We start from the raw sequence: 20,227 nt of genomic DNA on the forward strand, positions 1-20,227 counted from the left end.
GGCGATCTGCTGGCGGGCTGCTGCTGGCGATGGGCTGGCTGCGGGCTGGCACAAAGGCTGGCTGGCGCTGGCAAATGCTGGCGGTGCGGCGGTGATCTGCCTTGCGGTCTTGCGCGCTGCCTGACCCCTCAAGGTCGGTGGCTGGCTGGATCGCAGGGAAAGTGCACTGGCGGGCTGGCGGTGGCTGGCTTGCTATGCTCGGTACTCTGATATCCTGCGCGCCCCGCCGCGCCCATGCGACACCCGCGCCCGACCGAAACGCTAAGGCACTGGCGCCGGACGGCAAAACCAGCGCTCGCAGACAGCCCCGCCCGCGGCCATAATCTTGCCTCACGCCGCCGGTAACCCGGAAGCAAGCCAGCCCGGATTCCCCATGCCCCTGATCGCCCGTCTGTCCCTGCCTGCCCTCTGTGCCCTGCTGGCCTTGGCTCTGCTTGGCCCGGCCACGGCAAAGGACTCTGCCCTGCGTTCGCTGACCACCGGCGACGATACCCGCGGCTGGGAGGCGGTGGGGCGCATCGACCTGGGCGGGCGCGGCTTCTGCACCGGCGCGCTGATCGCGCCCGATCTGGTGCTGACCGCGGCGCATTGCCTTTTTGACAAGACCAACGGCCAGCGGTTCGAGGCGGCGGATATGGAGTTCCTCGCCGGCTGGCGGCAGGGCCGCGCGGCGGCCTATCGCAAGGTGCGGCGCGCCGTCGCCCATCCCGACTACATCTACCAGACCAGCGCCGATCTGGACCGCGTCGGCCATGACCTTGCGCTGCTGGAGCTGGAGCAGCCGATCCGCCTGCCCTCGATCCAGCCCTTCGCCACCGACCTGCAGCCCCGCCGCGGCGATGAGGTGGGCGTGGTCTCCTACGCGATGGACCGGGCCGAGGCGCCCTCCTTGCAGGAATATTGCGAGGTGCTGGACCGGCAGGGCGAGGTGCTGGTGCTGGGATGCGAGGTCGATTTCGGTGCCTCGGGCGCGCCGATCTTCAGCATCAGGGACGGCGTGGCCCGCATCGTGTCGGTCGTCTCGGCCAAGGCCGAGGTCGAGGGCCGCCCCGTCGCGCTTGGCACCGCGCTTGCCGGCCCGCTGACCCAGCTGCGCGCGGTGATGGCGGGGGCGGTGCTGCCGGTCTCGGGCCAGGTCTTCCGCCGCGGCGCGGGCGAGGGCGCCGTCTCGGGCGGCGCGAAATTCGTGCGGCCCTGAGCCGCGGCAGCCTCTTGAACGCGCCTGCCCACGATCCCATTTTTGCGAAGTCGGGATGCCGCAATCGGGTTCCGGCACTGCAACCGTCCCTGCCGCCAGATGCGGTGGGGCCCAGCATCGCTCAATGGAGGATGACTATGCGTAACGTTGATATGGCGCCGCTTTACCGAGCAACCGTCGGTTTCGACCGGATCGCCGACCTGATGGACCGGGTTCTGGCCGCCGATGTCGCCCAGCCGACCTACCCCCCCTACAATATCGAAAAGACCGCCGAGAATGCCTATCGCATCTCGATTGCCGTCGCGGGCTTCGCCGCCGATGAACTGGCGGTCGAGGTCAAGGACGGCGCGCTGATCGTTGCCGCCAAGAGGGCCGCCGAGGAAACCGGGCGCACCTACCTGCACCGCGGCATCGCCACCCGTGCCTTCGAACGCCGCTTCGCGCTGGCCGATCATGTCCGCGTCACCGGTGCCGCGCATGGCGACGGGATGCTGCACATCGACCTGGTGCGCGAGATCCCCGAGGCGCTGAAGCCCCGCCGGATCGAGATCGCCCGCACCAGCCCGGCCCAGACCTCGCTTGAAACGACGGTCGAGGCGAAGGCGCTGGAAACCCCGCAGCACTGACCCGCTGAAACGACAAGGGGCGCGCCACAAGGCGCGCCCCTTTTGCTGTGCGGCCCGGTCAGACCGACAGGCAGATATACTTCATCTCGAGGTAATCCTCGATCCCGTGGCGGCTGCCCTCGCGCCCCAGCCCCGATTGCTTGACCCCGCCGAACGGCGCCACCTCGGTCGAGATGATGCCGGTGTTGACCCCGACGATCCCGTATTCCAGCGCCTCCTGCACGCGGGTGATGCGGCCGATGTCGCGGGCGTAGAAATAGCTGGCGAGGCCAAAGATCGTGGCATTGGCCTTGGCGATCACCTCATCCTCGGTGTCGAAGTGGAACAGCGGTGCCAGTGGCCCGAAGGTTTCCTCGGTCGACACCTTCATGTCATCGGTTACCCCCGTCACCACGGTCGGCTGGAAGAACGTGCCCCCAAGCGCATGCCGCTTGCCGCCCGTCACCACCTGCCCGCCGCCCTTCAGCACATCGGCGATATGCTCCTCGACCTTTGCCACCGCATCCGCGTTGATCAGCGGGCCGGCCTCGGTGCCCACTTCCAGCCCGTCGCCGACCTTCAGCTTTTCCACCGCCGCCGACAGCTTGGCGGCAAAGGCGTCATAGACCCCGGCCTGCACATAGATGCGGTTGGCGCAGACGCAGGTCTGGCCGTTGTTGCGGAACTTCGACGCCATCGCGCCCTGCACCGCGGCATCGAGATCGGCATCGTCGAACACGATGAAGGGCGCGTTGCCCCCCAGCTCCATCGAGCATTTCATCACCTGATCGGCCGCCTGCCGCAGCAAGATGCGCCCGACCTCGGTGCTGCCGGTGAAGGTCAGCTTGCGGACCGCATGGTTCTCGCAGAACTCCTTGCCGATATCGGAGGATTTCTTCGAGGTGATCACCGAGAAGATCCCGGCGGGCAGACCCGCCCGTTCCCCCAGCACCGCCAGCGCCAGCGCCGAGAGCGGGGTTTCCGCCGCGGGCCGTGCGACGAAGCCGCAGCCCGCCGCCAGCGCCGGGCCGCATTTGCGGGTGATCATCGCATTGGGGAAGTTCCAGGGCGTGATCGAGCCCACCACGCCGATGGGCTGCTTGATCACCGTGATCCGCTTGTCGCGCATATGGCCGGGAATGGTCTCGCCATAGATGCGCTTGGCCTCTTCGCCGAACCATTCGATGAAGGCCGCGCCATAGGCGATCTCGCCCTTGGCCTCGGCCAGCGGCTTGCCCATCTCGGCGGTCAGGATGCGGCCGAGGTCGTCCTGATTCGCCATCATCAGGTCGAACCACTTGCGCATCACCTGCGCCCGCTCCTTGCCGGTGCGGGCGGCCCACTCCTTCTGCGCCACCTCGGCGGCGGCAATGGCGCGGGCAGTCTCGGCGCGGCCAAGGTCGGGGACGGAGCAGATCACATCGCCGCGGGCCGGGTTGGTCACGTCGAAGGTGCTGCCATCATCGGCATCGATCCACGCGCCGGCGACATAGGCCTTGGTGGCCAGCAGCGAGGGATCCTTGAGCAGGGCGCGCAGATCGGTAACGGAATCGAGCATGGAAACCTCCAGTCATCTTGGGTTACCCCGATCATGAGCATTTCGGGTGGGGAGTGTCCAGCGGTGGGCCGGGGTAGGTGAGCCCCGGCGGCCAAGACCTGCCCGGACTCCGCTACGAACCTCGCACGGCTCAACTCGGGCGGGGGCGAGGCACTGCCTCGCCCCCGCCCGGTGCGGGACATGTCCCCCGGAGCCGCTGGCCGCACAAGACCGACTGAGGCCAGCGCCCGCCCGGTTGGGCGCTGGCCGGGCCTTTGAGGCCCGTCCGGTGCAAATGGACATGGTACCGCGTGGCGAAGGCGATGGCCTTCGCCAATGAGAGCGGGGAAGGCGGCCTGGCTGCATGAGGTGGAGGTTGCGGCAACGCCCTACCGCCGATGCAAGCTCCCCCAAGCCGGCAGCGTATCCCCCGGCTCCGGCACCGCCAGATACACCGCCCGCGCAATCGCCCGCGCGAGGCAGCAGGCCGCGGCATGGCCCAGCTGGAACGGGTCGGCAATCGGGTCCGTCAGCTCGCGCGCCCCGGTGGCCGCGGCAAAGACCAGATCGCCGTCGAACGGCGTGTGGCTCGGCACGATGGCCCGCGCCATTCCGTCATGGGCCGCCACCGCCAGCCGCTGCGCCTGCGCCTGCGTCAGCGCGGCATCGGTGGCGATGATGGCGATGGTCGTCGCCTCGCCGGGCCGCTTGGCCAACCGGGGCTCCTCCAGCGCCGGGAACTGCGCCGGCAGGCCAAGCCCGCCGAACTCCCCCTCCAGCTCCCACGGCGACGCCCAGAATTGCGGCCCCTCGCCGACCGTGACCGACCCGAGCGCATTCACCGCCACAAGCGCGCCGACGGTCAGGCCGCTCCCCAGCACCACCGAGGCTGACCCGAGGCCGCCCTTCAGCCCGTGGCAGGTCGCGCCCGTGCCCGCCCCCGCCGTGCCAAGCGCGAACTCTTCCGCCGCTGCCGCCAGCGCCGCCCGCCCCAGCGGCTTGTAGGGGTTCTCGGTCCAGCCCTTGTCGCCGCCATTCAGCAGGTCGAACAGGATCGCGCCCGGCACGATCGGCACCCGCTGGTTGCCGACCACGAAGCCGCGCCCCATCGCCCGCAAACCGTCCGCCACGCCGGAGGCGGCATCGAGGCCGAAGGCCGACCCGCCCGACAGCACCAGCGCATCCACCTGCTGCACCAGCTTGTCGGGGGCCAGCAGATCCGTCTCGCGCGTGCCGGGCGCGCCGCCCATCACATGCACCGCGGCCGTGAAGGGCAGGTCGCCCACCAGCACCGTCGCCCCGCTGCGCAGGCGGTCGTCACTGGCATTGCCGACCCGCAGCCCCGCCACATCGGTAATCAGGTTCCGTGGTCCCGCGCGCATCGCATCCCCTCCCGCTGGCTTTGGGGTTATCCTAGCGGGTTCGGGGGGAAGCGCCACCGGGGGTGTGCTGTCCGGCCAACACCTCTCTCTCCCTTGCCCGGAACAAGGCGCTTCAGCGCCGCCGGGCAGCGCCCGTCCGCCCCCTCGGGCGGGCGCTCCGCAACCGTCGTGCCTAGAAATTCGGGGGAGGCAGGTTGCACCATAAAGTGCCTAGAACCGATGTTGCTCGCCCACCCGGCGGACGGGCGCTGCCCTCCGTTGGTGCAAGCCGCCCCCGCATCACAACCACTGGACCCTCCCGCCCGCAGCCACTAGCCTCACCCACATACATATGAAAACCATACGGTTTCCATATGCCGTCCAGACGCGGTCGAAAGGTCCCGATGCTGCGCTTCCTCGCCCGCCGCCTGCTTGCCCTCGTGCTCAGCCTGATCGTGGCCAGCCTCGTGGTCTTTGCGGTGATCGAGGTGATCCCGGGCGATCCGGCCGCCTTCATGCTCGGCCTGAACGCCAGTCCCGAGACCGTGGAGGCCCTGCGCGAAACGCTGGGGCTGACGGGCTCGCTGCCCGCCCGATACCTTTCCTGGCTTGGCGGAATGCTGACCGGAGATTTAGGGATTTCATACACTTACAAGGTGCCCGTCGCCGATCTCGTCGCCGACCGGATGGCGGTATCGCTGCCGCTGGCGCTGCTGGCGCTGGCGCTGTCCACCGCCATCGCGCTGCCCGTCGGCCTCCACGCCGCCGCCCGCCGCGGCCGTGCCAGCGACAGCGCGGTGATGGGGCTCACGCAGCTTGGCATCGCAGTGCCGAACTTCTGGTTCGCCATGCTCCTGGTGCTGATCTTCGCCGTCAACCTCCGCTGGCTTCCCGCCGGCGGCTTCCCCGGCTGGGATGCGGGAATTGTGCCTGCTTTCAAGGCCCTGGCTCTGCCGTCCATCGCCCTCGCCCTGCCGCAGGCGGCCATCCTCGCCCGCGTCCTGCGCTCGGCCCTGATCGAGACGCTGGAGCAGGACTATATCCGCACCGCCCGCGCCAAGGGCCTAACCCGAAGCCGCGCGCTGACCCACCACGCCCTGCGCAACGCGCTGGTGCCGGTGCTGACCATCCTCGGGATGCAGTTCTCGTTCCTGCTGGCCGGGGCAATCATCATCGAGAATGTGTTTTATCTTCCGGGGCTTGGCCGGCTGATCTTTCAGGCAATCACACAGCGCGACCTGATCGTGGTGGAATCGGTGGTGATGATCCTCGTCTTCGCGGTGATCCTTGTGACCTTCGCCACCGATATCGCATACGCGCTGGTCGACCCGCGCCTGAGGCGCCGCGGATGAGGCCGCAATTGCTTCTAGGTGCCGTCCTGACCCTCGCCGCGCTGCTGGCGGCGGGGCTGTCGCTGGTCTGGACACCCTACGACATCGGCGCGCTGGATATCGCGGCCAAGCTGCAAGGCCCCTCGGCCGCGCATTGGCTGGGCACCGACCATTTCGGGCGTGACATCGGGTCCATGCTGATGGCCGGAGCGCGCACCTCCATCGCCGTGGCGTTGGTCGCGGTCGGCATCGGCATCACCATCGGTGTGCCGCTTGGCCTGATCGCCGCCGCCCGCTCTGGCGGCTGGCTCGATGAGGTCATCATGCGCGGCAATGACCTGATCTTCGCCTTCCCCTCGCTGGTCATCGCCATCCTGATCACCGCCGTCTTCGGCCCCTCGGCGCTGAACGCGATCCTTGCCATCGGCATCTTCAACATCCCGGTCTTTGCCCGGGTCGCGCGCGGCGGCGCGCTTGGTCTCTGGACGCTGGACTACATCCGCGCGGCGCGGGTGGCGGGCAAGGGCACGGCCCGGATCTCGGCCGAGCATATCCTGCCCAACATCGCCAACCTCTTGATCGTGCAGGGGACCATCCAGTTCAGCCTTGGCATCCTGGCCGAGGCGGGCCTGTCCTATGTCGGCCTTGGCGCGCAGCCGCCCACCGCCAGCTGGGGCCGGATGCTGGCAGAGGCGCAGACGATGGTGACGCTGGCGCCGCATGTGGCGCTGTTCCCGGGGCTGGCGATCGTCTTCACCGTGCTGGGGCTGAACCTGCTGGGCGACGGGCTGCGCGATGCGCTGGACCCGCGCAGCCGGGGGCGGGGCGCATGACGTTGCTGCGGCTCGACAACCTCTCGGTCCGCATCGGCACCGTGCCGGTGCTGTCGGACGTGTCGCTGGCGCTGGAGCCGGGCGAGACGCTGGGGCTGGTCGGCGAGAGCGGGTCGGGCAAGTCGATGACAGCGCTGGCGTTGATGGGGCTGCTGCCGGCGGGGGCGAGGGCCACGGGGCGGGCGGAGTTCGAGGGGCAAGACCTGCTGGCCCTGCGCGAGCGCGATCTGTGCCGCATTCGCGGCGCGCGGATCGGGATGATCTTTCAGGAACCGATGACGGCGCTGAACCCGATGAAGACCATCGGCGATCAGGTGGCCGAGACACTGACCACCCATGGCGCGGCCACAAGGTCCGAGGCGCTGGCGATTGCCCGCAAGCGGCTGGACCGGGTTGGCCTGCCGGAGGCTCGGTTTGGCCTCGGGCTCTACCCGCATGAGCTGTCGGGCGGGCAGCGCCAGCGGGTCTGCATCGCTTTGGCCATCGCGCTGCGCCCGGCGCTGCTGATCGCGGATGAGCCGACGACGGCGCTGGACGTGACGACGCAGGCGCAGATCCTCGACCTGCTGCAGGATCTGGTGGAAGACGAGCGGATGGCACTGCTGCTGATCACCCATGATCTGGCGGTGGTGGCGGGCCGCACGGCCCGCGTTGCGGTGATGCAGGCGGGGCAGGTGGTGGAGACGGGGCCGACCGGGCAGCTGTTCCGCGCCCCCGCCGCGGACTACACCCGCGCGCTCTTCGCCGCCTCTGCCCATGTGCCGCAGCGGGTACCCTCCGTCAGCACCGAACCGCTGCTGGAGCTGCGCGATGTGCGGCGCGAGTATCTGCTGCCACGGCCCTCGCCCTTTGCCCCGCACAAGGTGCTGCGGGCGGTGGACGGGGTCAGCTTCACCCTGACCCGGGGCGAGAGTCTGGGGCTGGTCGGCGAATCCGGCTGCGGGAAGTCCACGCTGACGCGGGCGATCCTGGGGCTTGATCCAGTGCAGGGCGGCAGCATCACCCTTGCCGGGCAGGCGGTCTCGCCCACCATGCCCCGGGCGATGCGGGCCGGATTGCAAGCCGTATTCCAGGATCCCTATGGCAGCTTCGATCCGCGCTGGCGGGTGGAGCGGCTGGTGGCCGAGCCCTTCCACCTGCTGCCCGCGCGCCCGGCCGATTGGCGGGACCGGGTGGCGGCGGCGCTGGTGGAGGTGGGGCTGCGCCCCGAGGATGCCCGCCGCCATATCCACGAATTCTCCGGCGGCCAGCGTCAGCGCATCGCCATCGCCCGCGCGCTGATCACCCGGCCGGCGCTGATCGTGCTGGATGAGGCGGTGAGCGCGCTGGACGTGCGGGTGCGCGCGCAGGTCCTGGACCTGCTGGCGGCGCTGCAGGAAAGCCACGGGCTGTCTTACCTGTTCGTCAGCCACGACCTTGCCGTGGTGCGGGCGATCACCGACCGGGTGATGGTGATGCAGGCGGGGCGGATTGTCGAGGCGGGGCCGACCGAACAGGTGCTGTCCGCCCCCGCCCATGCCTATACGCGCAGCCTGCTGGCCGCGGCGCCGCGCCTGCCGGGATAGCGCTTTTCCGGCTTGCGCGGCGCGGCCATTGCGCCAATATTGCACCCGAGCCGCGGCGATGGCGTCGCCGCAGGGCTTGGTCCTTTTGGGCCAGCCCGTTGCTTGCGGCAGAGCTGCAACCGTCCTGAACGCCGGGATCTTTCGGGGTCCGGAACTGCTGCGGACCCATCCCAGAGGTCTGACCATGACGCTGAACCGTCCCGACAGCTACCGCTTCCACAATGGCGAGAAAGCCGCGCTGCCCTTCGCGCCCGAGGAATACGAGGCCCGCCTTGCCGGGCTGCATGACATCATGGAGCTGCACGGGCTGGATGCCGTGGTGCTGACCTCGATGCACAACGTCGCCTATTACTCGGGCTTCCTCTATTGCTCGTTCGGGCGGCCCTATGCCTGCGTGGTGACGGCCACCGAGTGCATCACCATCTCTGCCGGCATCGACGCCGGCCAGCCCTGGCGGCGCAGCCACGGCGACAACATCACCTATACTGACTGGCAGCGCGACAACTTCTGGCGGGTGGTCGCCTCGGTGGCCGGCACCGGCAAGGCGGTGGGCTGCGAGGCCGATCACCTGACGATGGTGCAGGCCGAGAAACTGAACCACTTCTTGCAGCCGAAACGCGGTATGGACATCGCCCCCGCGACGATGGCGCAGCGGATGACCAAGTCCGAGGCGGAAATCGCGCTGATCCGGCAGGGCACGGCGGTTGCCGACCACGGCGGCCACGCGATCCGCGCCGCGGTGAAGGTGGGCGCGACCGAGCTGGAGGTGGCGATGGCAGGGCGCGATGCGATGGAGGCCGAGATTGCCCGCCGCTTTCCGGATGCCGAATACCGCGACACCTGGGTCTGGTTCCAGTCGGGGCAGAACACCGACGGCGCCCATAACCCGGTGACGAACCGCAAGCTGCGGCGGGGCGATATCCTCAGCCTCAACTGCTTCCCGATGATCTCGGGCTATTACACCGCGTTGGAGCGCACGATGTTCGTGGGCGAGGTGGATGCGGCCAGCCTGAAGATCTGGGAGGCGAATGTGGCCGCGCATGAATACGGCATGGGCCTGCTGCTGCCCGGCGCCAGCTGCGCCGAGGTGACGGCCAAGATCAACAGCTTCCTGGCCGAGCGCGACCTGCTGCAATACCGCACCTTCGGCTATGGCCATTCCTTCGGCATCCTGTCGCACTACTACGGCCGCGAGGCGGGGCTGGAGCTGCGCGAGGATATCGACACGGTGCTGGAACCGGGGATGGTGATCTCTATGGAGCCGATGCTGACGCTGCCCGAGGGCCAGCCGGGGGCGGGCGGCTACCGCGAACATGACATCCTGGTCATCACCGAAGACGGCAACGAGAACATCACCGGCTATCCTTACGGTCCCGGGTTCAACGTGGTTGGCTGAAGGCGCGTGCTGGGCAGGCGGCGGGGGGCCTTCTGCCCCCCGTGCCCCCCGAGGATATTTGGAAAAGGCAAAAGGGGGGGCGGGCGATCACGGATTGGTGGAGGCCTTCATGCATCGCGCGGAGGCCTTTTTCGGGGGCTGCGCGCCGTAAGGGGTTGACGGGGCGAGGGGGGATGCGCTGATAGGGCGGTTGCCGGGATGGGTTCGGGGGAGCCTGCTGCATGCCGGGAACGCTTGACGATCTGAAAGGAAACCGCGCGTGATCCTGCTGCCCGCTGCCCGCCTTCGTTCCGCCCTTGCCGTAATGTCCCTGCTTGCGCTGGCTGCCTGTGGCGGCGGCTCCGGCCCTGCCGCCATTGCACCGTCGGGTCCGCCGCCCGAAGTGGTGGCGATGTATCAGTCGGTGCAGGATGGCGAATACCTGATCCCTGCCGTTGATCCCGGCTATCTGACCGGGGGCAATGCCCGCCAGACCGTGTCTTACGCGGGCCCGGAACGGCCCGGGACCATCGTCGTCGATCCGCATGCGCGGGTGCTGTACTATGTGGAAGAGGGCGGGCTTGCCACCCGCTATGGTATCGCCGTCGGCCGCGAAGGCCGGGGCTTCACCGGCTCGGCCGTGGTCAGCCGCAAGGCCGACTGGCCGGGATGGACGCCGACCGCGAACATGATCCGCCGCGACCCCGACGTCTATGGCCCCTATGCGGGCGGGCTGCCGGGCGGGCTCGACAACCCCTTGGGGGCGCGGGCGCTGTACCTTTATCGCGGGGGCAAGGATACCTATTACCGGATCCATGGCACCAACAACTCCTCCACCATCGGGCGGGCGACGTCTGCAGGGTGTATCCGCCTGTTCAATCAGGACATTCTGGACCTTTATGAGCGGGTCGAGATGGGATCGCCGGTGAAGGTGCGCACGCTGGCGGAATCCATCGCGCAGGAAGGCGAGATGGTCGAGGGGCCGAGCGGGCTGATGGTCCGCATGGACTCGCTGCCGGTCGAGGTGCAGGACCAGATCCGCGCCGGGATCACCCCGTGGGAGCCCTTCGTGGCGCAATCCGGCATCAGCGGCGAGAACAGCATCGGCAGCACCGATGCGCTGGCCGCACAAGGGATCGTCTCGAACTGAGCGACGCAGCTGACAGATAGAAAGGCCGCCCGGTTGGGCGGCCTTTTTCGTTGCGCGTCAGGGGGTTGCCGTCATTCCAGGATGACGAAATCCTTCAGCGTGGTGTCCACGCATTCCCAGGTGCCCTTGAACCCGGGGCGGATCAGGAAGCTGTCGCCGGCGGTCAGGGTCTGTGCCGCGCCGCCCTCTTCCGTCAGGATCGAGGTGCCGGAGAGGATGTGGACATACTCCCATTCCGAGTAGTCCACCTTCCAGATGCCGGGGGTGGTCTGCCACATGCCGGCATAGAGCGTGCCGCGTTCCTCATGCAGCCAAGTGGTGTGGACGGGGTCGCCGGCGAGGACCAGCGAGGGGTCTGGGCGGTCGACCTCGGGCGGGACGGTGGCACGGTCGAGGCGCAGGAAGTGGGTCATTCGGGGCTCCGGAAGGGCATGTGGAAAGCATATGGAAAGCATGCAGAAACCATATGGTTTGCATGCATACGATTTCGGGGGCGATTTGGGGGCGGGCCGGCAGCCCGCCCGCCCTGTCACTCAGTCCAGCGCACCCTGGTAAGGTCGTTGGCGGGGGTCGGCGAGTTCTCCCAGAGCCCTTCCAGCCGGGCATCGGCGACGCCGGTCTTGGCGAGCTGGAAGAGATAGGCGTTGACGTGATCCTCGGCGATCATCGTCTGTGCCTGCTTCAGCAGGTCCGACCGCGCAGCAGCGTCGGTGGTCAGCGCCAGCTGGTCCATGATCGCCACGAATTCGGGCTTGGCATAGCTGAAGTAGTAGTCCGGCCGGGCGTAGATGTTGATGTCCATCGGCTCGACATGGCTGATGATGGTCAGGTCGAAGTCGCGGCCCTTGAACACCTGTTCCAGCCACTGCGCCCATTCGAGGTTGCTGACCTCGGTCTCGATCCCGACCTCGCGCAGCTGCGCCGCGATGATCTCGCCGCCGCGGCGGGCATAGGTGGGTGGCGGCAGGGCGAGGCGCAGGGTCAGGCCCTCGGCGCCTGCCTCGGCCAGAAGCTGGCGGGCCTTTTCGGGGTCATATTCCGACTGCGCGATCAGGTCGACATAGTCGGGATTGTGCGGCGCGAAATGGGTGCCAATGGGGGTGCCATAGCCGAACATCGCGCCGTCGATCACGTCCTGCCGGTTCACGGCATGGGCGATGGCCTCGCGGACCAAGGGGTTGTCCAGCGGCGCCAGCGCGTTGTTCATCGCCAGGATCGTCTCGCCTTCGGTGCTGCCGACGATCACCTTGAAGCGCGGATCGGCCCCAAGCTGGGCCAGCGTCTCGGGCGCGGGGAAGTTCGGGAAGGCGTCGATATCGCCGGCCATCATCGCGGCGAAGGCGGCGGTCGGGTCCGGGATGAAGCGGAAGGTGGCGCTGGTCAGCGCCGGTTTCTCGCCCCAGTAGCCGTCGTAGGCCTCAAGCCGGACATGGTCGCCCTGCACCCATTCGGCCAGCCTGAACGGGCCGGTGCCGACGGGCGCGGTCGCCGCACTGTCGGCGGTTTCGGGCGCCAGGATCACCGCATCGCCCCAGGCGAGGTTGAAGTCGAAGGCGGCATTGGGGGCCGACAGGGTCACGCGCACCGTGGCCGGGTCCAGCACTTCCACCGTCTCGATGGAGGCGAAGAGCGCCTTCTGCGCATTGGCGCTGTCCTCGGCGCGGGCACGCTCGAGGCTGAAGGCAACGTCTTCGGCATCGAAGGTGGTGCCGTCATGGAAGGTCACCCCCTCCGCCAGATGGAAGGTCCAGACCTTGCCGTCGCCCTCCACATCCCAGCTCGTCGCCAGGCCGGGCAGGATCGTGCCATCGGGGCCGAAGCGGGTGAGGCCCTCGAAGAGGTTGGCATAGACCACCTCGTCAATCGCCGCCGCCGCGCCGGCGGTGGGGTCGAGGTTCGGCGGCTCCAGCACCATGCCGAGGGTAAGGCTGTCCGGGGGCGCAGCAAGCGCCGCACCGGCGCTGAGCGCGAGGGCGAGGAGGGAGGGCAGGGTGCGGGACATGAAGGGCAGTTCCTTTCGTTCGGGCATCGAGGCGGCCCGGGTCGGGCTTGGCGGGGATGTTCTACTGCGGGGCGCTGCGGGTCAAGGGTGTTGGTGGGGGCGTTTGCCCGGGACGTGGTTTGCGCCGTCAGAGGGCAGTGCCCGTCCGCCGGGTGGGCGAGCAACAGTGGTTCCAGGCGCTTTATGGTGCGGTTTACCTCCACCGAATTTCTAGGCACGACGGTTGGGAGCGCCCGCCCGAGGGGGCGGACGGGCGCTGCCCGGCGGCGCTGAAGCGCCTTGTTCCGGGCAAAAGGCTCAGGCTTCCAGCAACTCCGCCAGCACCAGCCCCATCACCGCGGCGCTGTCCATCATGTCCTGCACGCCGATCCACTCGTCGGGCTGGTGGGCGAGGTCGAGCACGCCCGGTCCGTAGGCGATGCAGTTCTTCAGCCTCCCGATGCGGTCGATATGCTTCTGGTCATAGGTGCCGGGCGAGACGACATAGGCGGCCTCGGCCCCCAGAACCGAGGCGATGGCGCGGGCGGTGGCCTGCACCACGGGGGCTTCGCGGTCGGTCATGCTGGGTTGCACCTCGAAGAGGTCGCGGACCTCATACTCGAAGCTCGGGCGGGTGGCCTTCACCCGTTCCAAGAGGGCGGTGACCTCGGCCTTCACCTCGCCCACCTCTTCCTCGATCAGGAAGCGGCGGTCGAGGATGATGCGGCAGCGGTCGGCGACGCAGGGCGCGGGCAGGCCGGTATAGCCGGGCTCCGGCTCCGCCTCGCCGCCGTGGATGGAGTTGATGTTGAGCGTGGATTGCCGCGCGCCTTCGGGGATCACCGGCATGGCGGTGCGCTTGCCGGCGAGGAGGGGGTACAAAGTGCGCTCGATTTCCTCCAGCACGGCGCCCATGTGGCGGATGGCGGAATCGCCCAGGAAGGGCATGGAGCCGTGGGCGATGCGGCCGCGGGTTTCGACCTCGGCCCACCAGACGCCGCGATGGCCAAGGCAGATGCGGTCCTTGTGCAGCGGCTCGGGGATCAGCACGTGCTGGACGTTGTCGAACCAGCCGTTCTGCGCCAGCCAGGCGACGCCGCCGAAGCCGCCCGATTCCTCATCGGCGGTGGCCGAGATTTCGATGCTGCCGGCGAAGTCGGGGCAGAGCGCGAGGAAGGCCTCGGCGGCGATGATGCTGGCGGCGATGCCGCCCTTCATGTCGCAGGCGCCGCGGCCGTAGATGCGGCCATCGTGAAGCTCGCCGCCAAAGGGATCGCGGGTCCAGCCGTGGCCGACCTCAACCACGTCATGGTGGCCGTTGAAATGCACGCAGTCGCCGGGGCGCGTTCCCATCCGGCGGGCAACAAGGTTCCAGCGCGGATAGGTCTCGCTGTCGCCGGGGGCGCCTTCGGCGCGCAGCAGGGTGCAGGTGAAGCCCGACGCCTCCAACCGCGCGGCCAGATAGTCGCAGACCTGCCGGTAGTTGCGGCCCGGCGGGTTCAGCGTCGGGATGCGGATCAGGTCTTGCGTAAGGCGGATCAGATCGCCCTCGCGGCGGGCGATCTCGGCTTTCAGCGGGGCGGTGAGGGGATGGGTCATGGCGCAAGGCTAGTAGTGCGGATCGGCGGCGGCAATGGCAAACGCCAGTGGAAACCGGATGACGGGAAGGGGCGATTGCGGCATAAGGCGGGGGACTTGATGGAGACCCGGATGATCGCCTTCCTGCGCCTTGCCGCGATCGGCTTCGTGGTGCTGACCGTGATCTATTGGCTGATCTCGGTCTATTCCCGATCAGTCCGGCGCGAGGCGCTGGAGAGGCGATGGGAGGAAGAGGTCGCCGAGGGGGCTGCGCCCGAGGGCCGGGATGCCTATATCAGGGACGGGATGCGCGCCTATGAGCGTGGCCTGAGGCGGCGGTTGATCGGGCTGGTCTACGTGGTGCCGGCGCTGGTGGTCATCTTTCTGATCTGGTTGAACAATTATTCGTAGGGCGCGTGGGCATGAAATACGTCAAGTGGACCTTCTACACCCTGATCGTGCTGACGGTCTTTGGCTTCCTGCATTACGTGCTGCCGCAGCATGACATCGTGCGCATCACCGATACCGAGACGCGGCGCATCGACTTTGGCGACAATTCGATCTTCTGGGCCTCGGCCGATGCCGGAACCGGAACGGCGCAACCGACGCGGGATGTGAAGTTCATCGAGACGATCCGCCAGAACGGCCGCCCGATGGTCTATCGGAACGAGGATACCGGCTGGATATGGCCGCCCTATTTCAAGTTCGACAGCTACAACCTGCAGACCGAGGCCTCGGACCTGCGGTCGACCTCGGCCGCGCCGCGCTGGGTGGTTGTCACGCATTACGGCTGGCGCAACGAGTTCTTCACGATCTTCCCGAACGCTGTCGGCGTGCGGCTGGCGGACGGGCCGGATGAGCGGATCATCCCCTGGGCCAATATCGTGATCCTGACGCTGCTGGCCGTGGCCGGGATCATGCTGCGGCGGATGTGGCTGCAGTTCCGCGAGCGGACGCTGGACCCGATGTTCGGCACCGCGGGAGAGGCCTGGACCGATGCGGGGGACCGCGCGGGCGATGCCCGGCGCGGGGCGCGCACCAGTTGGGGCCGGTTCAAGGCCTGGCTGCGCAGCCTTGGCGGCTAAGGCTCAGACCAGTCGGAACCACGGATCGCTGCGCCAATAGGCGATGAAATCGGCCGCGGCGTGATGCGGCAGGCCAAGGCTTTGCATGGCGAAGAGATCGACCCCCAGCAGTGCCGCCACCTTGTAGCCCGCCGCGGCGCTTGCAAGGGCGGGGCTGCCGGGCGCGAACATCGTCTCGATGGCTTCGGCGGCGCTGACAATGGCGAAGATCAGTTCCAGCGCCCGGGCCTCGGGCCAGCGGGCGACCAGATCGCGGCCCAGCGGGCGCCAGCCGTCCGGGCCGTCCAGCAAGGTTTCGATGGCATGGCGGGTCATCGCGTCGATCCGGTCGAGGATCACCGGGGCCTCGAGCGGTGTTTGGCGGGGCGCCGGCAAGGGCGGGGCCGCCTCGGGCGGAGAGTCATCGGTGCCCGCCGCAAACGCACACACCGGCTCTTCGGTGCCTTGACCGCCTGACCCCATCCCTGACCACCCAACGCGCGGCAGAATCGCCGCATCTTCACTCGTTACCGCGCAAGCTTTAAGGCCCGCTTGCGAATGCGGCAATCTTTGTGCTGCGGGGCCGCAAGGCGGGGTCAGGACGGAACGGCGGGCGCGACGGTCAGCGTGGCGGTCTTGCCCTGATAGCGCAGTGCGAAGCGGGTCAGCGGCGGCGGCACCATGCGCCCCAGCGTTTCCTGGCGCACCTCATAGCCCGAGGCGCGCAGGAAGGCGGTCACTTCGGGGCCGGCATCGGGATGCTCGCCAAGCACTCGCACCGTCACATGGTCGATGCTGGCGAGGTGCGAGATCAGGAAACGGGCGTCAGGCTCGGTCAGGAAGCGCAGTTCCGGGGTCGGCTGTGGGGCCGCCTCTGGCACTGGCGCGTTCTCGGCTTCGGGCAGGGTCTTGGGCGTGTCGTCTGTATCCATGCCGCATGTTCCTTGTTGCCGGAGGGCCCCCTGTCGGGGCTTCTATCTCGCGGGCGTAACACCGAGGCGATTGCATCGCAAAACATGGCGGAGCACGGCGCGCCCGATGCGCGGAACCTCGCCGGGTGGCGGTGCAAGGATCGGCGGGACTTGGCCGGGTCAGGCGGCCATCAGGGCGCGGACGGCGGCGAGGTCTTCGCGGAAGCGGGCGGTTTCGTCCTGCGCCTGCGCGGGGTCGGGCAGGCGGAGCAGGTAGCTGGGGTGGACGGTCAGGAAGACGGGGCCGGCGGGCGTGTCCTCGATGCGGCTGCGGCGGGCGAGGATGCCGGTGCCATTGCCGGTGAGCATCCGGGCCGCCGTGGCCCCCATGGCGAGGATCAGCGCGGGCTGCACGATGCGGATTTCAGAGTCGATCCACCAGCGGGTGTGCTCGATATCGCTGCGCTCGGGCGCCTGGTGGATGCGGCGCTTGCCACGCTCGGTGAAGCCGAAACGCTTGACGGCGTTGGTGACATAGGCGGTGGCGCGGTCGAGGCCCGCCTCTTGGGCGATGCGGTCGAAGAGCTGCCCGGCGGGGCCGACGAAGGGGCGGCCCTGCTGGTCCTCAATGTCGCCGGGCTGTTCGCCGACGATCATCAGGCGGGCATTGGCGGGGCCCTCGCCAAGCACGATGCGGCCGCGGTTCGGGAGCGGGGTGCGGTTCTCGGCCTCCGCCCGCGCGCGCAGATCGTCCAGCGTTTGCGCCAGCGCAGGCGCGTGCAACTGCTGCAAGATCTTCGCCGCCCGCGCCGGGGGCAGGCTTGGCCCCTTGTCCTGCATCTCGCGCACGCGGGCCTCGGCCCCGGCCAGAAGGCCGGGAATATGCTTCGCCTCGGGCAGGTTCTTCCAGTATTTGCGCGGCATTTCCGAGGTCATGGCGGAAATCTTCACCCGCGCCGGGTTGAAGATGTTGCAGAAATAGGTGCCCCACAGCTCTTCCGTCGCATCCTCCGGCAGGTCGGGGCGGGGGAGGCCGGAAGCGAAGCTCAGCGTGCCATTCTCGAAGCGCGCGGTGATGTCGGGGGTGGCGATCATCCAGTCCATATCGGCGAAGCGGCGGGCGAAGAAGGGGGCGGTGGGTTCCACCGTGTGATGCGTCGGCTCGAACCAGGCGGCGAAGCGGCGGCGGGGCGCATCGGGCGGGCCGATGTCGCGGAAGCGGACGAAGGCCTTCATCTTGTGCTTGCAGCGCTGCACGTTCTTTTCCAGCGCCCTGAGCCGCGCAAGGGCGGGATCGCCGCGGTCGGTCATCAGGCCGGGGGTGTGCGGCAGCCGCCACAGCAGGGCGTAGAGCCGGGCAAAGCGCTCGGGGTCGCTGTGCCAGACGACGGTATCCGCCAGGGCGACGAAGCTGGCGGGCACCTTGATCGGGGGCGCATCGGCGGGGGCAAGCGGGGCCGCGTCGAACAGCTGCGGCGCGGCCTCGCCGAAGTGCCACAGCACGTCCTCGGGCGGGGTGCGGGCGGCCAGCAGCGCCCGCGCAGCGTTGCGCCAGGCGGTGTCGGTGCCGATGGGGGGCAGGGTCACCGCCTGCATCAGAACAGCGACAGCTGCTCGGGCGGCGGCGCAAAGCGGGCGCGCAGGCCCGCCGAGTCTGTCAGCGCGCCGGGGCTCCAGTCCTTAAGGGTGATGAAGGCGCGGGCCTTCTTCATCGCAGCGCCCATTCGGGCCAGATCGTCATGGCGCAGGGTCCGGTGGCTGCGCGTGGCGAGGATGCGCCCCACGGTCTTGGTGCCGAAGCCCGGCACCCGCAACAGCATCTCCTTCGGTGCCCGGTTCACGTCGAGCGGGAAGTGATGCCGGTTCGCCAGCGCCCAGGCCAGCTTGGGGTCGATCTCGAGGTCCAGATTGCCATCGGCCCGCGCGCCGGTGATCTCGGCGAGGTTGAAGCCGTAGAAGCGCAGCAGCCAGTCGGCCTGATACAGCCGGTGTTCGCGCTGCAAAGGGGGGCGGATCAGCGGTAGCGCGGCGGCGGCATCGGGGATCGGCGAGAAGGCGGAGTAATAGACCCGCTTCAGCCGGTAATCGCCATAAAGCCGTGTCGCGGTGCCAAGGATCGTGGCGTCGGTGGACAGGTCCGCCCCCACGATCATCTGCGTCGATTGCCCGGCCGGGGCAAAGCGCGGCGGGCGCTTGCCGGTGTGGCTGCGGTCGGTGCTGGCTTCCTTGCGGCTGCGGAACTCGCCCATCGCGCGGCGGATGGTGGCGGGGTTCTTTTCCGGCGCATAGGCCGCAACGCTGGCATCGGTCGGCAGTTCCACATTCATCGACAGCCGGTCGGCATAGAGCCCCGCCTGCTCGATCAGCTCTGGCGCGGCATCGGGGATGGTTTTCAGGTGGATGTAGCCGCGGAACTGGTGTTGCTCGCGCAGGGTACGGGCGATGCGGACCATGTCTTCCATTGTGGCATCGGGCGAGCGGATGATGCCCGAGGAGAGGAACAGCCCTTCGATGTAGTTGCGCCGGTAGAACTCGATGGTCAGGCTGACGACCTCCTCGACGCTGAAGCGGGCTCGGGGCGTGTTGGAGGAGACCCGGTTCACGCAATAGGCGCAGTCGTAGATGCAGAAATTGGTCATCAGGATCTTGAGCAGGCTGATGCAGCGGCCATCCGGCGCATAGGCGTGGCAGATGCCCGAGCCCTCGGTGGAGCCAAGCCCCTTGCCATCCTTGGAATCGCGCCGCGTGGTGCCGCTCGACGCGCAGGAGGCGTCATAGCGGGCGGCGTCGGAGAGGATGGCGAGTTTGCTGTCGAGGGAGAGCTTGGACATATGTTCTTTTTACGTTCTTGCCCCTTGCAGGGCAAGAACCGTCGCTCGGGCCGCCGTCACGACTGCGTCAGAGCATCGCCATCACCCGCGCCGGGCCACCGGTACCGCCGCGATGCTTGGGCGCGCCGATGAAGACCGTGGCCCCCGTGGCGGGCAGCTGGTCGAGGTTCGCCAGCCCCTCGATCCCGAAGCGACCGGAGGGCAGCCACGAATAATGCACTGCGAAATCGGCGGAATTGCCGGGGTCGAGCGACATGGTATCCACCCCGATCGACGCCGCCCCGGTTTCCATCAGCAGGTCGGTCGCGGATTTGCCGAAGCCCGGGAAGGCCAGCGCGCCATCTGCAGTGCCCCGGAAGGTCGTGTCCCCTACCTTCGCGGCCCAGCCCGAATGCATGGCGACGCAGGCCCCCGCCGGGATCTCGCCATTGGCGCTGATCCAGGCCTCGATATCCTCGGCCTCTACAGTGGCATTCGCGTCGTCCGCGGCTTTCGCGGTGATGTCGATGATGCATAGCGGGCAGACAAGGTTTTCCACCGGCAGCGCATCGACCGAGGTGCCGCCATCCGAGAAATGCAGCGGCGTGTCGATATGGGTGCCGGTGTGTTCGAAGATCGTCAGCTTGAACAGGTTGTAGCCATCGGCGGCGAAGGTCTTGTCCACGTCGAACAAGATGCCGGGCTTGCCGTCGAAGGTCGGGAAGTCGCTGTCATAGGTGTGCGTCAGGTCCACCACCTTGCCCGTCGCCTGCGCCAGCGCCGGGCGGGCGGAGATGAGGCCAGAGGCGACGCTGGCCGCCGTGACCGCCGCCGCGCCGGTGAACAGCGCGCGGCGCGAGAGCATGGAGGATTTGACGTTTTCAATCAGACAGGCATTGCACATTTCGCGGCTCCCCTCGGGTGATGA

Annotated in this window: 19 protein-coding genes; 9 read left to right on the forward strand and 10 right to left on the reverse strand. The window is 68.4% G+C overall.

Annotation, left to right across the window (positions count from 1 at the left end; all coding sequences use genetic code 11):
* Positions 1 to 373: 373 nt before the first annotated feature.
* On the forward strand, positions 374 to 1,198 hold the full coding sequence (locus tag GVY41_RS16415) for a trypsin-like serine peptidase (protein ID WP_161348176.1): 825 nt from the start codon (positions 374 to 376) through the stop codon (positions 1,196 to 1,198).
* Between the two features lie 137 nt (positions 1,199 to 1,335).
* Entirely contained in the window at positions 1,336 to 1,824 is a 489-nt protein-coding gene (locus GVY41_RS16420; RefSeq protein ID WP_161348175.1) for an Hsp20 family protein, read from the forward strand.
* Positions 1,825 to 1,882: 58 nt separating this feature from the next.
* Here GVY41_RS16420 and GVY41_RS16425 read toward each other — a convergent pair whose 3' ends face one another.
* Together GVY41_RS16425 and GVY41_RS16430 are read right to left on the reverse strand one after the other, a co-directional pair.
* A complete protein-coding gene (locus tag GVY41_RS16425; RefSeq protein WP_161348174.1) occupies positions 1,883 to 3,361 on the reverse strand; it encodes an NAD-dependent succinate-semialdehyde dehydrogenase in 1,479 nt (492 codons plus the stop codon).
* A gap of 368 nt (positions 3,362 to 3,729) precedes the next feature.
* Positions 3,730 to 4,722: a P1 family peptidase gene (locus GVY41_RS16430; protein WP_161348173.1), complete on the reverse strand. Its 993-nt coding sequence runs from the start codon at positions 4,720 to 4,722 to the stop codon at positions 3,730 to 3,732.
* A 383-nt stretch (positions 4,723 to 5,105) separates the two neighbouring features.
* On the opposite strand from GVY41_RS16430, the gene GVY41_RS16435 reads away from it, so the two are divergent.
* From GVY41_RS16435 to GVY41_RS16455, 5 genes are all read left to right on the forward strand, one after another.
* Entirely contained in the window at positions 5,106 to 6,053 is a 948-nt protein-coding gene (locus GVY41_RS16435; RefSeq protein ID WP_161348172.1) for an ABC transporter permease, read from the forward strand.
* Complete coding sequence (locus GVY41_RS16440; protein WP_161348171.1) at positions 6,050 to 6,865, forward strand: ABC transporter permease; 816 nt, start codon at positions 6,050 to 6,052, stop codon at positions 6,863 to 6,865. Before GVY41_RS16435 ends, GVY41_RS16440 begins: the two co-directional genes overlap by 4 nt.
* Positions 6,862 to 8,430: an ABC transporter ATP-binding protein gene (locus tag GVY41_RS16445; RefSeq protein ID WP_161348170.1), complete on the forward strand. Its 1,569-nt coding sequence runs from the start codon at positions 6,862 to 6,864 to the stop codon at positions 8,428 to 8,430. Before GVY41_RS16440 ends, GVY41_RS16445 begins: the two co-directional genes overlap by 4 nt.
* A gap of 190 nt (positions 8,431 to 8,620) precedes the next feature.
* On the forward strand, positions 8,621 to 9,826 hold the full coding sequence (locus GVY41_RS16450) for an aminopeptidase P family protein (protein WP_161656919.1): 1,206 nt from the start codon (positions 8,621 to 8,623) through the stop codon (positions 9,824 to 9,826).
* A 265-nt stretch (positions 9,827 to 10,091) separates the two neighbouring features.
* Entirely contained in the window at positions 10,092 to 10,955 is an 864-nt protein-coding gene (locus GVY41_RS16455) for a L,D-transpeptidase (protein ID WP_308421093.1), read from the forward strand.
* 71 nt (positions 10,956 to 11,026) lie between these two features.
* Here GVY41_RS16455 and GVY41_RS16460 read toward each other — a convergent pair whose 3' ends face one another.
* From GVY41_RS16460 to GVY41_RS16470, 3 genes are all read right to left on the reverse strand, one after another.
* Positions 11,027 to 11,368: a cupin domain-containing protein gene (locus GVY41_RS16460; RefSeq protein ID WP_161348168.1), complete on the reverse strand. Its 342-nt coding sequence runs from the start codon at positions 11,366 to 11,368 to the stop codon at positions 11,027 to 11,029.
* 116 nt (positions 11,369 to 11,484) lie between these two features.
* Positions 11,485 to 12,957: an ABC transporter substrate-binding protein gene (locus GVY41_RS16465; protein ID WP_161348167.1), complete on the reverse strand. Its 1,473-nt coding sequence runs from the start codon at positions 12,955 to 12,957 to the stop codon at positions 11,485 to 11,487.
* A 297-nt stretch (positions 12,958 to 13,254) separates the two neighbouring features.
* Positions 13,255 to 14,535 carry an acetylornithine deacetylase/succinyl-diaminopimelate desuccinylase family protein gene (locus GVY41_RS16470; RefSeq protein ID WP_161348166.1) on the reverse strand — a complete coding sequence of 427 codons (1,281 nt, stop codon included), beginning with the start codon at positions 14,533 to 14,535 and terminating at the stop codon, positions 13,255 to 13,257.
* A gap of 111 nt (positions 14,536 to 14,646) precedes the next feature.
* Here GVY41_RS16470 and GVY41_RS16475 point away from each other — a divergent pair, with 111 nt between their 5' ends.
* Together GVY41_RS16475 and GVY41_RS16480 are read left to right on the forward strand one after the other, a co-directional pair.
* Positions 14,647 to 14,925, forward strand: coding sequence for a hypothetical protein (locus tag GVY41_RS16475; RefSeq protein WP_161348165.1), 279 nt, complete (start codon positions 14,647 to 14,649; stop codon positions 14,923 to 14,925).
* Positions 14,926 to 14,936: 11 nt separating this feature from the next.
* Positions 14,937 to 15,599: a DUF1523 family protein gene (locus GVY41_RS16480; RefSeq protein WP_161348164.1), complete on the forward strand. Its 663-nt coding sequence runs from the start codon at positions 14,937 to 14,939 to the stop codon at positions 15,597 to 15,599.
* Between the two features lie 3 nt (positions 15,600 to 15,602).
* Here GVY41_RS16480 and GVY41_RS16485 read toward each other — a convergent pair whose 3' ends face one another.
* The 5 genes from GVY41_RS16485 to GVY41_RS16505 form a co-directional block, all read right to left on the reverse strand.
* Entirely contained in the window at positions 15,603 to 16,061 is a 459-nt protein-coding gene (locus GVY41_RS16485; RefSeq protein ID WP_161348163.1) for a hypothetical protein, read from the reverse strand.
* Between the two features lie 113 nt (positions 16,062 to 16,174).
* Positions 16,175 to 16,510, reverse strand: coding sequence for a hypothetical protein (locus GVY41_RS16490; protein ID WP_161348162.1), 336 nt, complete (start codon positions 16,508 to 16,510; stop codon positions 16,175 to 16,177).
* Between the two features lie 159 nt (positions 16,511 to 16,669).
* Entirely contained in the window at positions 16,670 to 18,085 is a 1,416-nt protein-coding gene (locus GVY41_RS16495; protein ID WP_161348161.1) for a UdgX family uracil-DNA binding protein, read from the reverse strand.
* Positions 18,085 to 19,320, reverse strand: coding sequence for a putative DNA modification/repair radical SAM protein (locus GVY41_RS16500; protein WP_161348160.1), 1,236 nt, complete (start codon positions 19,318 to 19,320; stop codon positions 18,085 to 18,087). The genes GVY41_RS16495 and GVY41_RS16500 overlap by 1 nt, the downstream gene beginning before the upstream one ends.
* A gap of 67 nt (positions 19,321 to 19,387) precedes the next feature.
* The gene (locus GVY41_RS16505) at positions 19,388 to 20,203 is read right to left on the reverse strand and encodes a cyclase family protein (RefSeq protein WP_161348159.1); all 816 of its coding nucleotides are present in this window, start codon (positions 20,201 to 20,203) and stop codon (positions 19,388 to 19,390) included.
* Positions 20,204 to 20,227: the final 24 nt, after the last annotated feature.

It is taken from the genome of Frigidibacter albus, assembly GCF_009908165.1.
GTDB classification, from domain to species: Bacteria; Pseudomonadota; Alphaproteobacteria; order Rhodobacterales; family Rhodobacteraceae; genus Frigidibacter; species Frigidibacter albus.

Excerpts from the sequence above, each read along its gene's own strand:
- GVY41_RS16425 (WP_161348174.1), bottom strand. The coding sequence starts at position 3,361 with ATGCTCGATTCCGTTACCGATCTGCGCGCCCTGCTCAAGGATCCCTCG.
- GVY41_RS16475 (WP_161348165.1), top strand. The coding sequence starts at position 14,647 with ATGATCGCCTTCCTGCGCCTTGCCGCGATCGGCTTCGTGGTGCTGACC.
- GVY41_RS16465 (WP_161348167.1), bottom strand. The coding sequence starts at position 12,957 with ATGTCCCGCACCCTGCCCTCCCTCCTCGCCCTCGCGCTCAGCGCCGGT.
- GVY41_RS16445 (WP_161348170.1), top strand. The coding sequence starts at position 6,862 with ATGACGTTGCTGCGGCTCGACAACCTCTCGGTCCGCATCGGCACCGTG.
- GVY41_RS16415 (WP_161348176.1), top strand. The coding sequence starts at position 374 with ATGCCCCTGATCGCCCGTCTGTCCCTGCCTGCCCTCTGTGCCCTGCTG.
- GVY41_RS16505 (WP_161348159.1), bottom strand. The coding sequence starts at position 20,203 with ATGTGCAATGCCTGTCTGATTGAAAACGTCAAATCCTCCATGCTCTCG.
- GVY41_RS16490 (WP_161348162.1), bottom strand. The coding sequence starts at position 16,510 with ATGGATACAGACGACACGCCCAAGACCCTGCCCGAAGCCGAGAACGCG.
- GVY41_RS16485 (WP_161348163.1), bottom strand. The coding sequence starts at position 16,061 with ATGGGGTCAGGCGGTCAAGGCACCGAAGAGCCGGTGTGTGCGTTTGCG.
- GVY41_RS16430 (WP_161348173.1), bottom strand. The coding sequence starts at position 4,722 with ATGCGCGCGGGACCACGGAACCTGATTACCGATGTGGCGGGGCTGCGG.
- GVY41_RS16420 (WP_161348175.1), top strand. The coding sequence starts at position 1,336 with ATGCGTAACGTTGATATGGCGCCGCTTTACCGAGCAACCGTCGGTTTC.
- GVY41_RS16470 (WP_161348166.1), bottom strand. The coding sequence starts at position 14,535 with ATGACCCATCCCCTCACCGCCCCGCTGAAAGCCGAGATCGCCCGCCGC.
- GVY41_RS16480 (WP_161348164.1), top strand. The coding sequence starts at position 14,937 with ATGAAATACGTCAAGTGGACCTTCTACACCCTGATCGTGCTGACGGTC.
- GVY41_RS16500 (WP_161348160.1), bottom strand. The coding sequence starts at position 19,320 with ATGTCCAAGCTCTCCCTCGACAGCAAACTCGCCATCCTCTCCGACGCC.
- GVY41_RS16460 (WP_161348168.1), bottom strand. The coding sequence starts at position 11,368 with ATGACCCACTTCCTGCGCCTCGACCGTGCCACCGTCCCGCCCGAGGTC.
- GVY41_RS16435 (WP_161348172.1), top strand. The coding sequence starts at position 5,106 with ATGCTGCGCTTCCTCGCCCGCCGCCTGCTTGCCCTCGTGCTCAGCCTG.
- GVY41_RS16440 (WP_161348171.1), top strand. The coding sequence starts at position 6,050 with ATGAGGCCGCAATTGCTTCTAGGTGCCGTCCTGACCCTCGCCGCGCTG.
- GVY41_RS16495 (WP_161348161.1), bottom strand. The coding sequence starts at position 18,085 with ATGCAGGCGGTGACCCTGCCCCCCATCGGCACCGACACCGCCTGGCGC.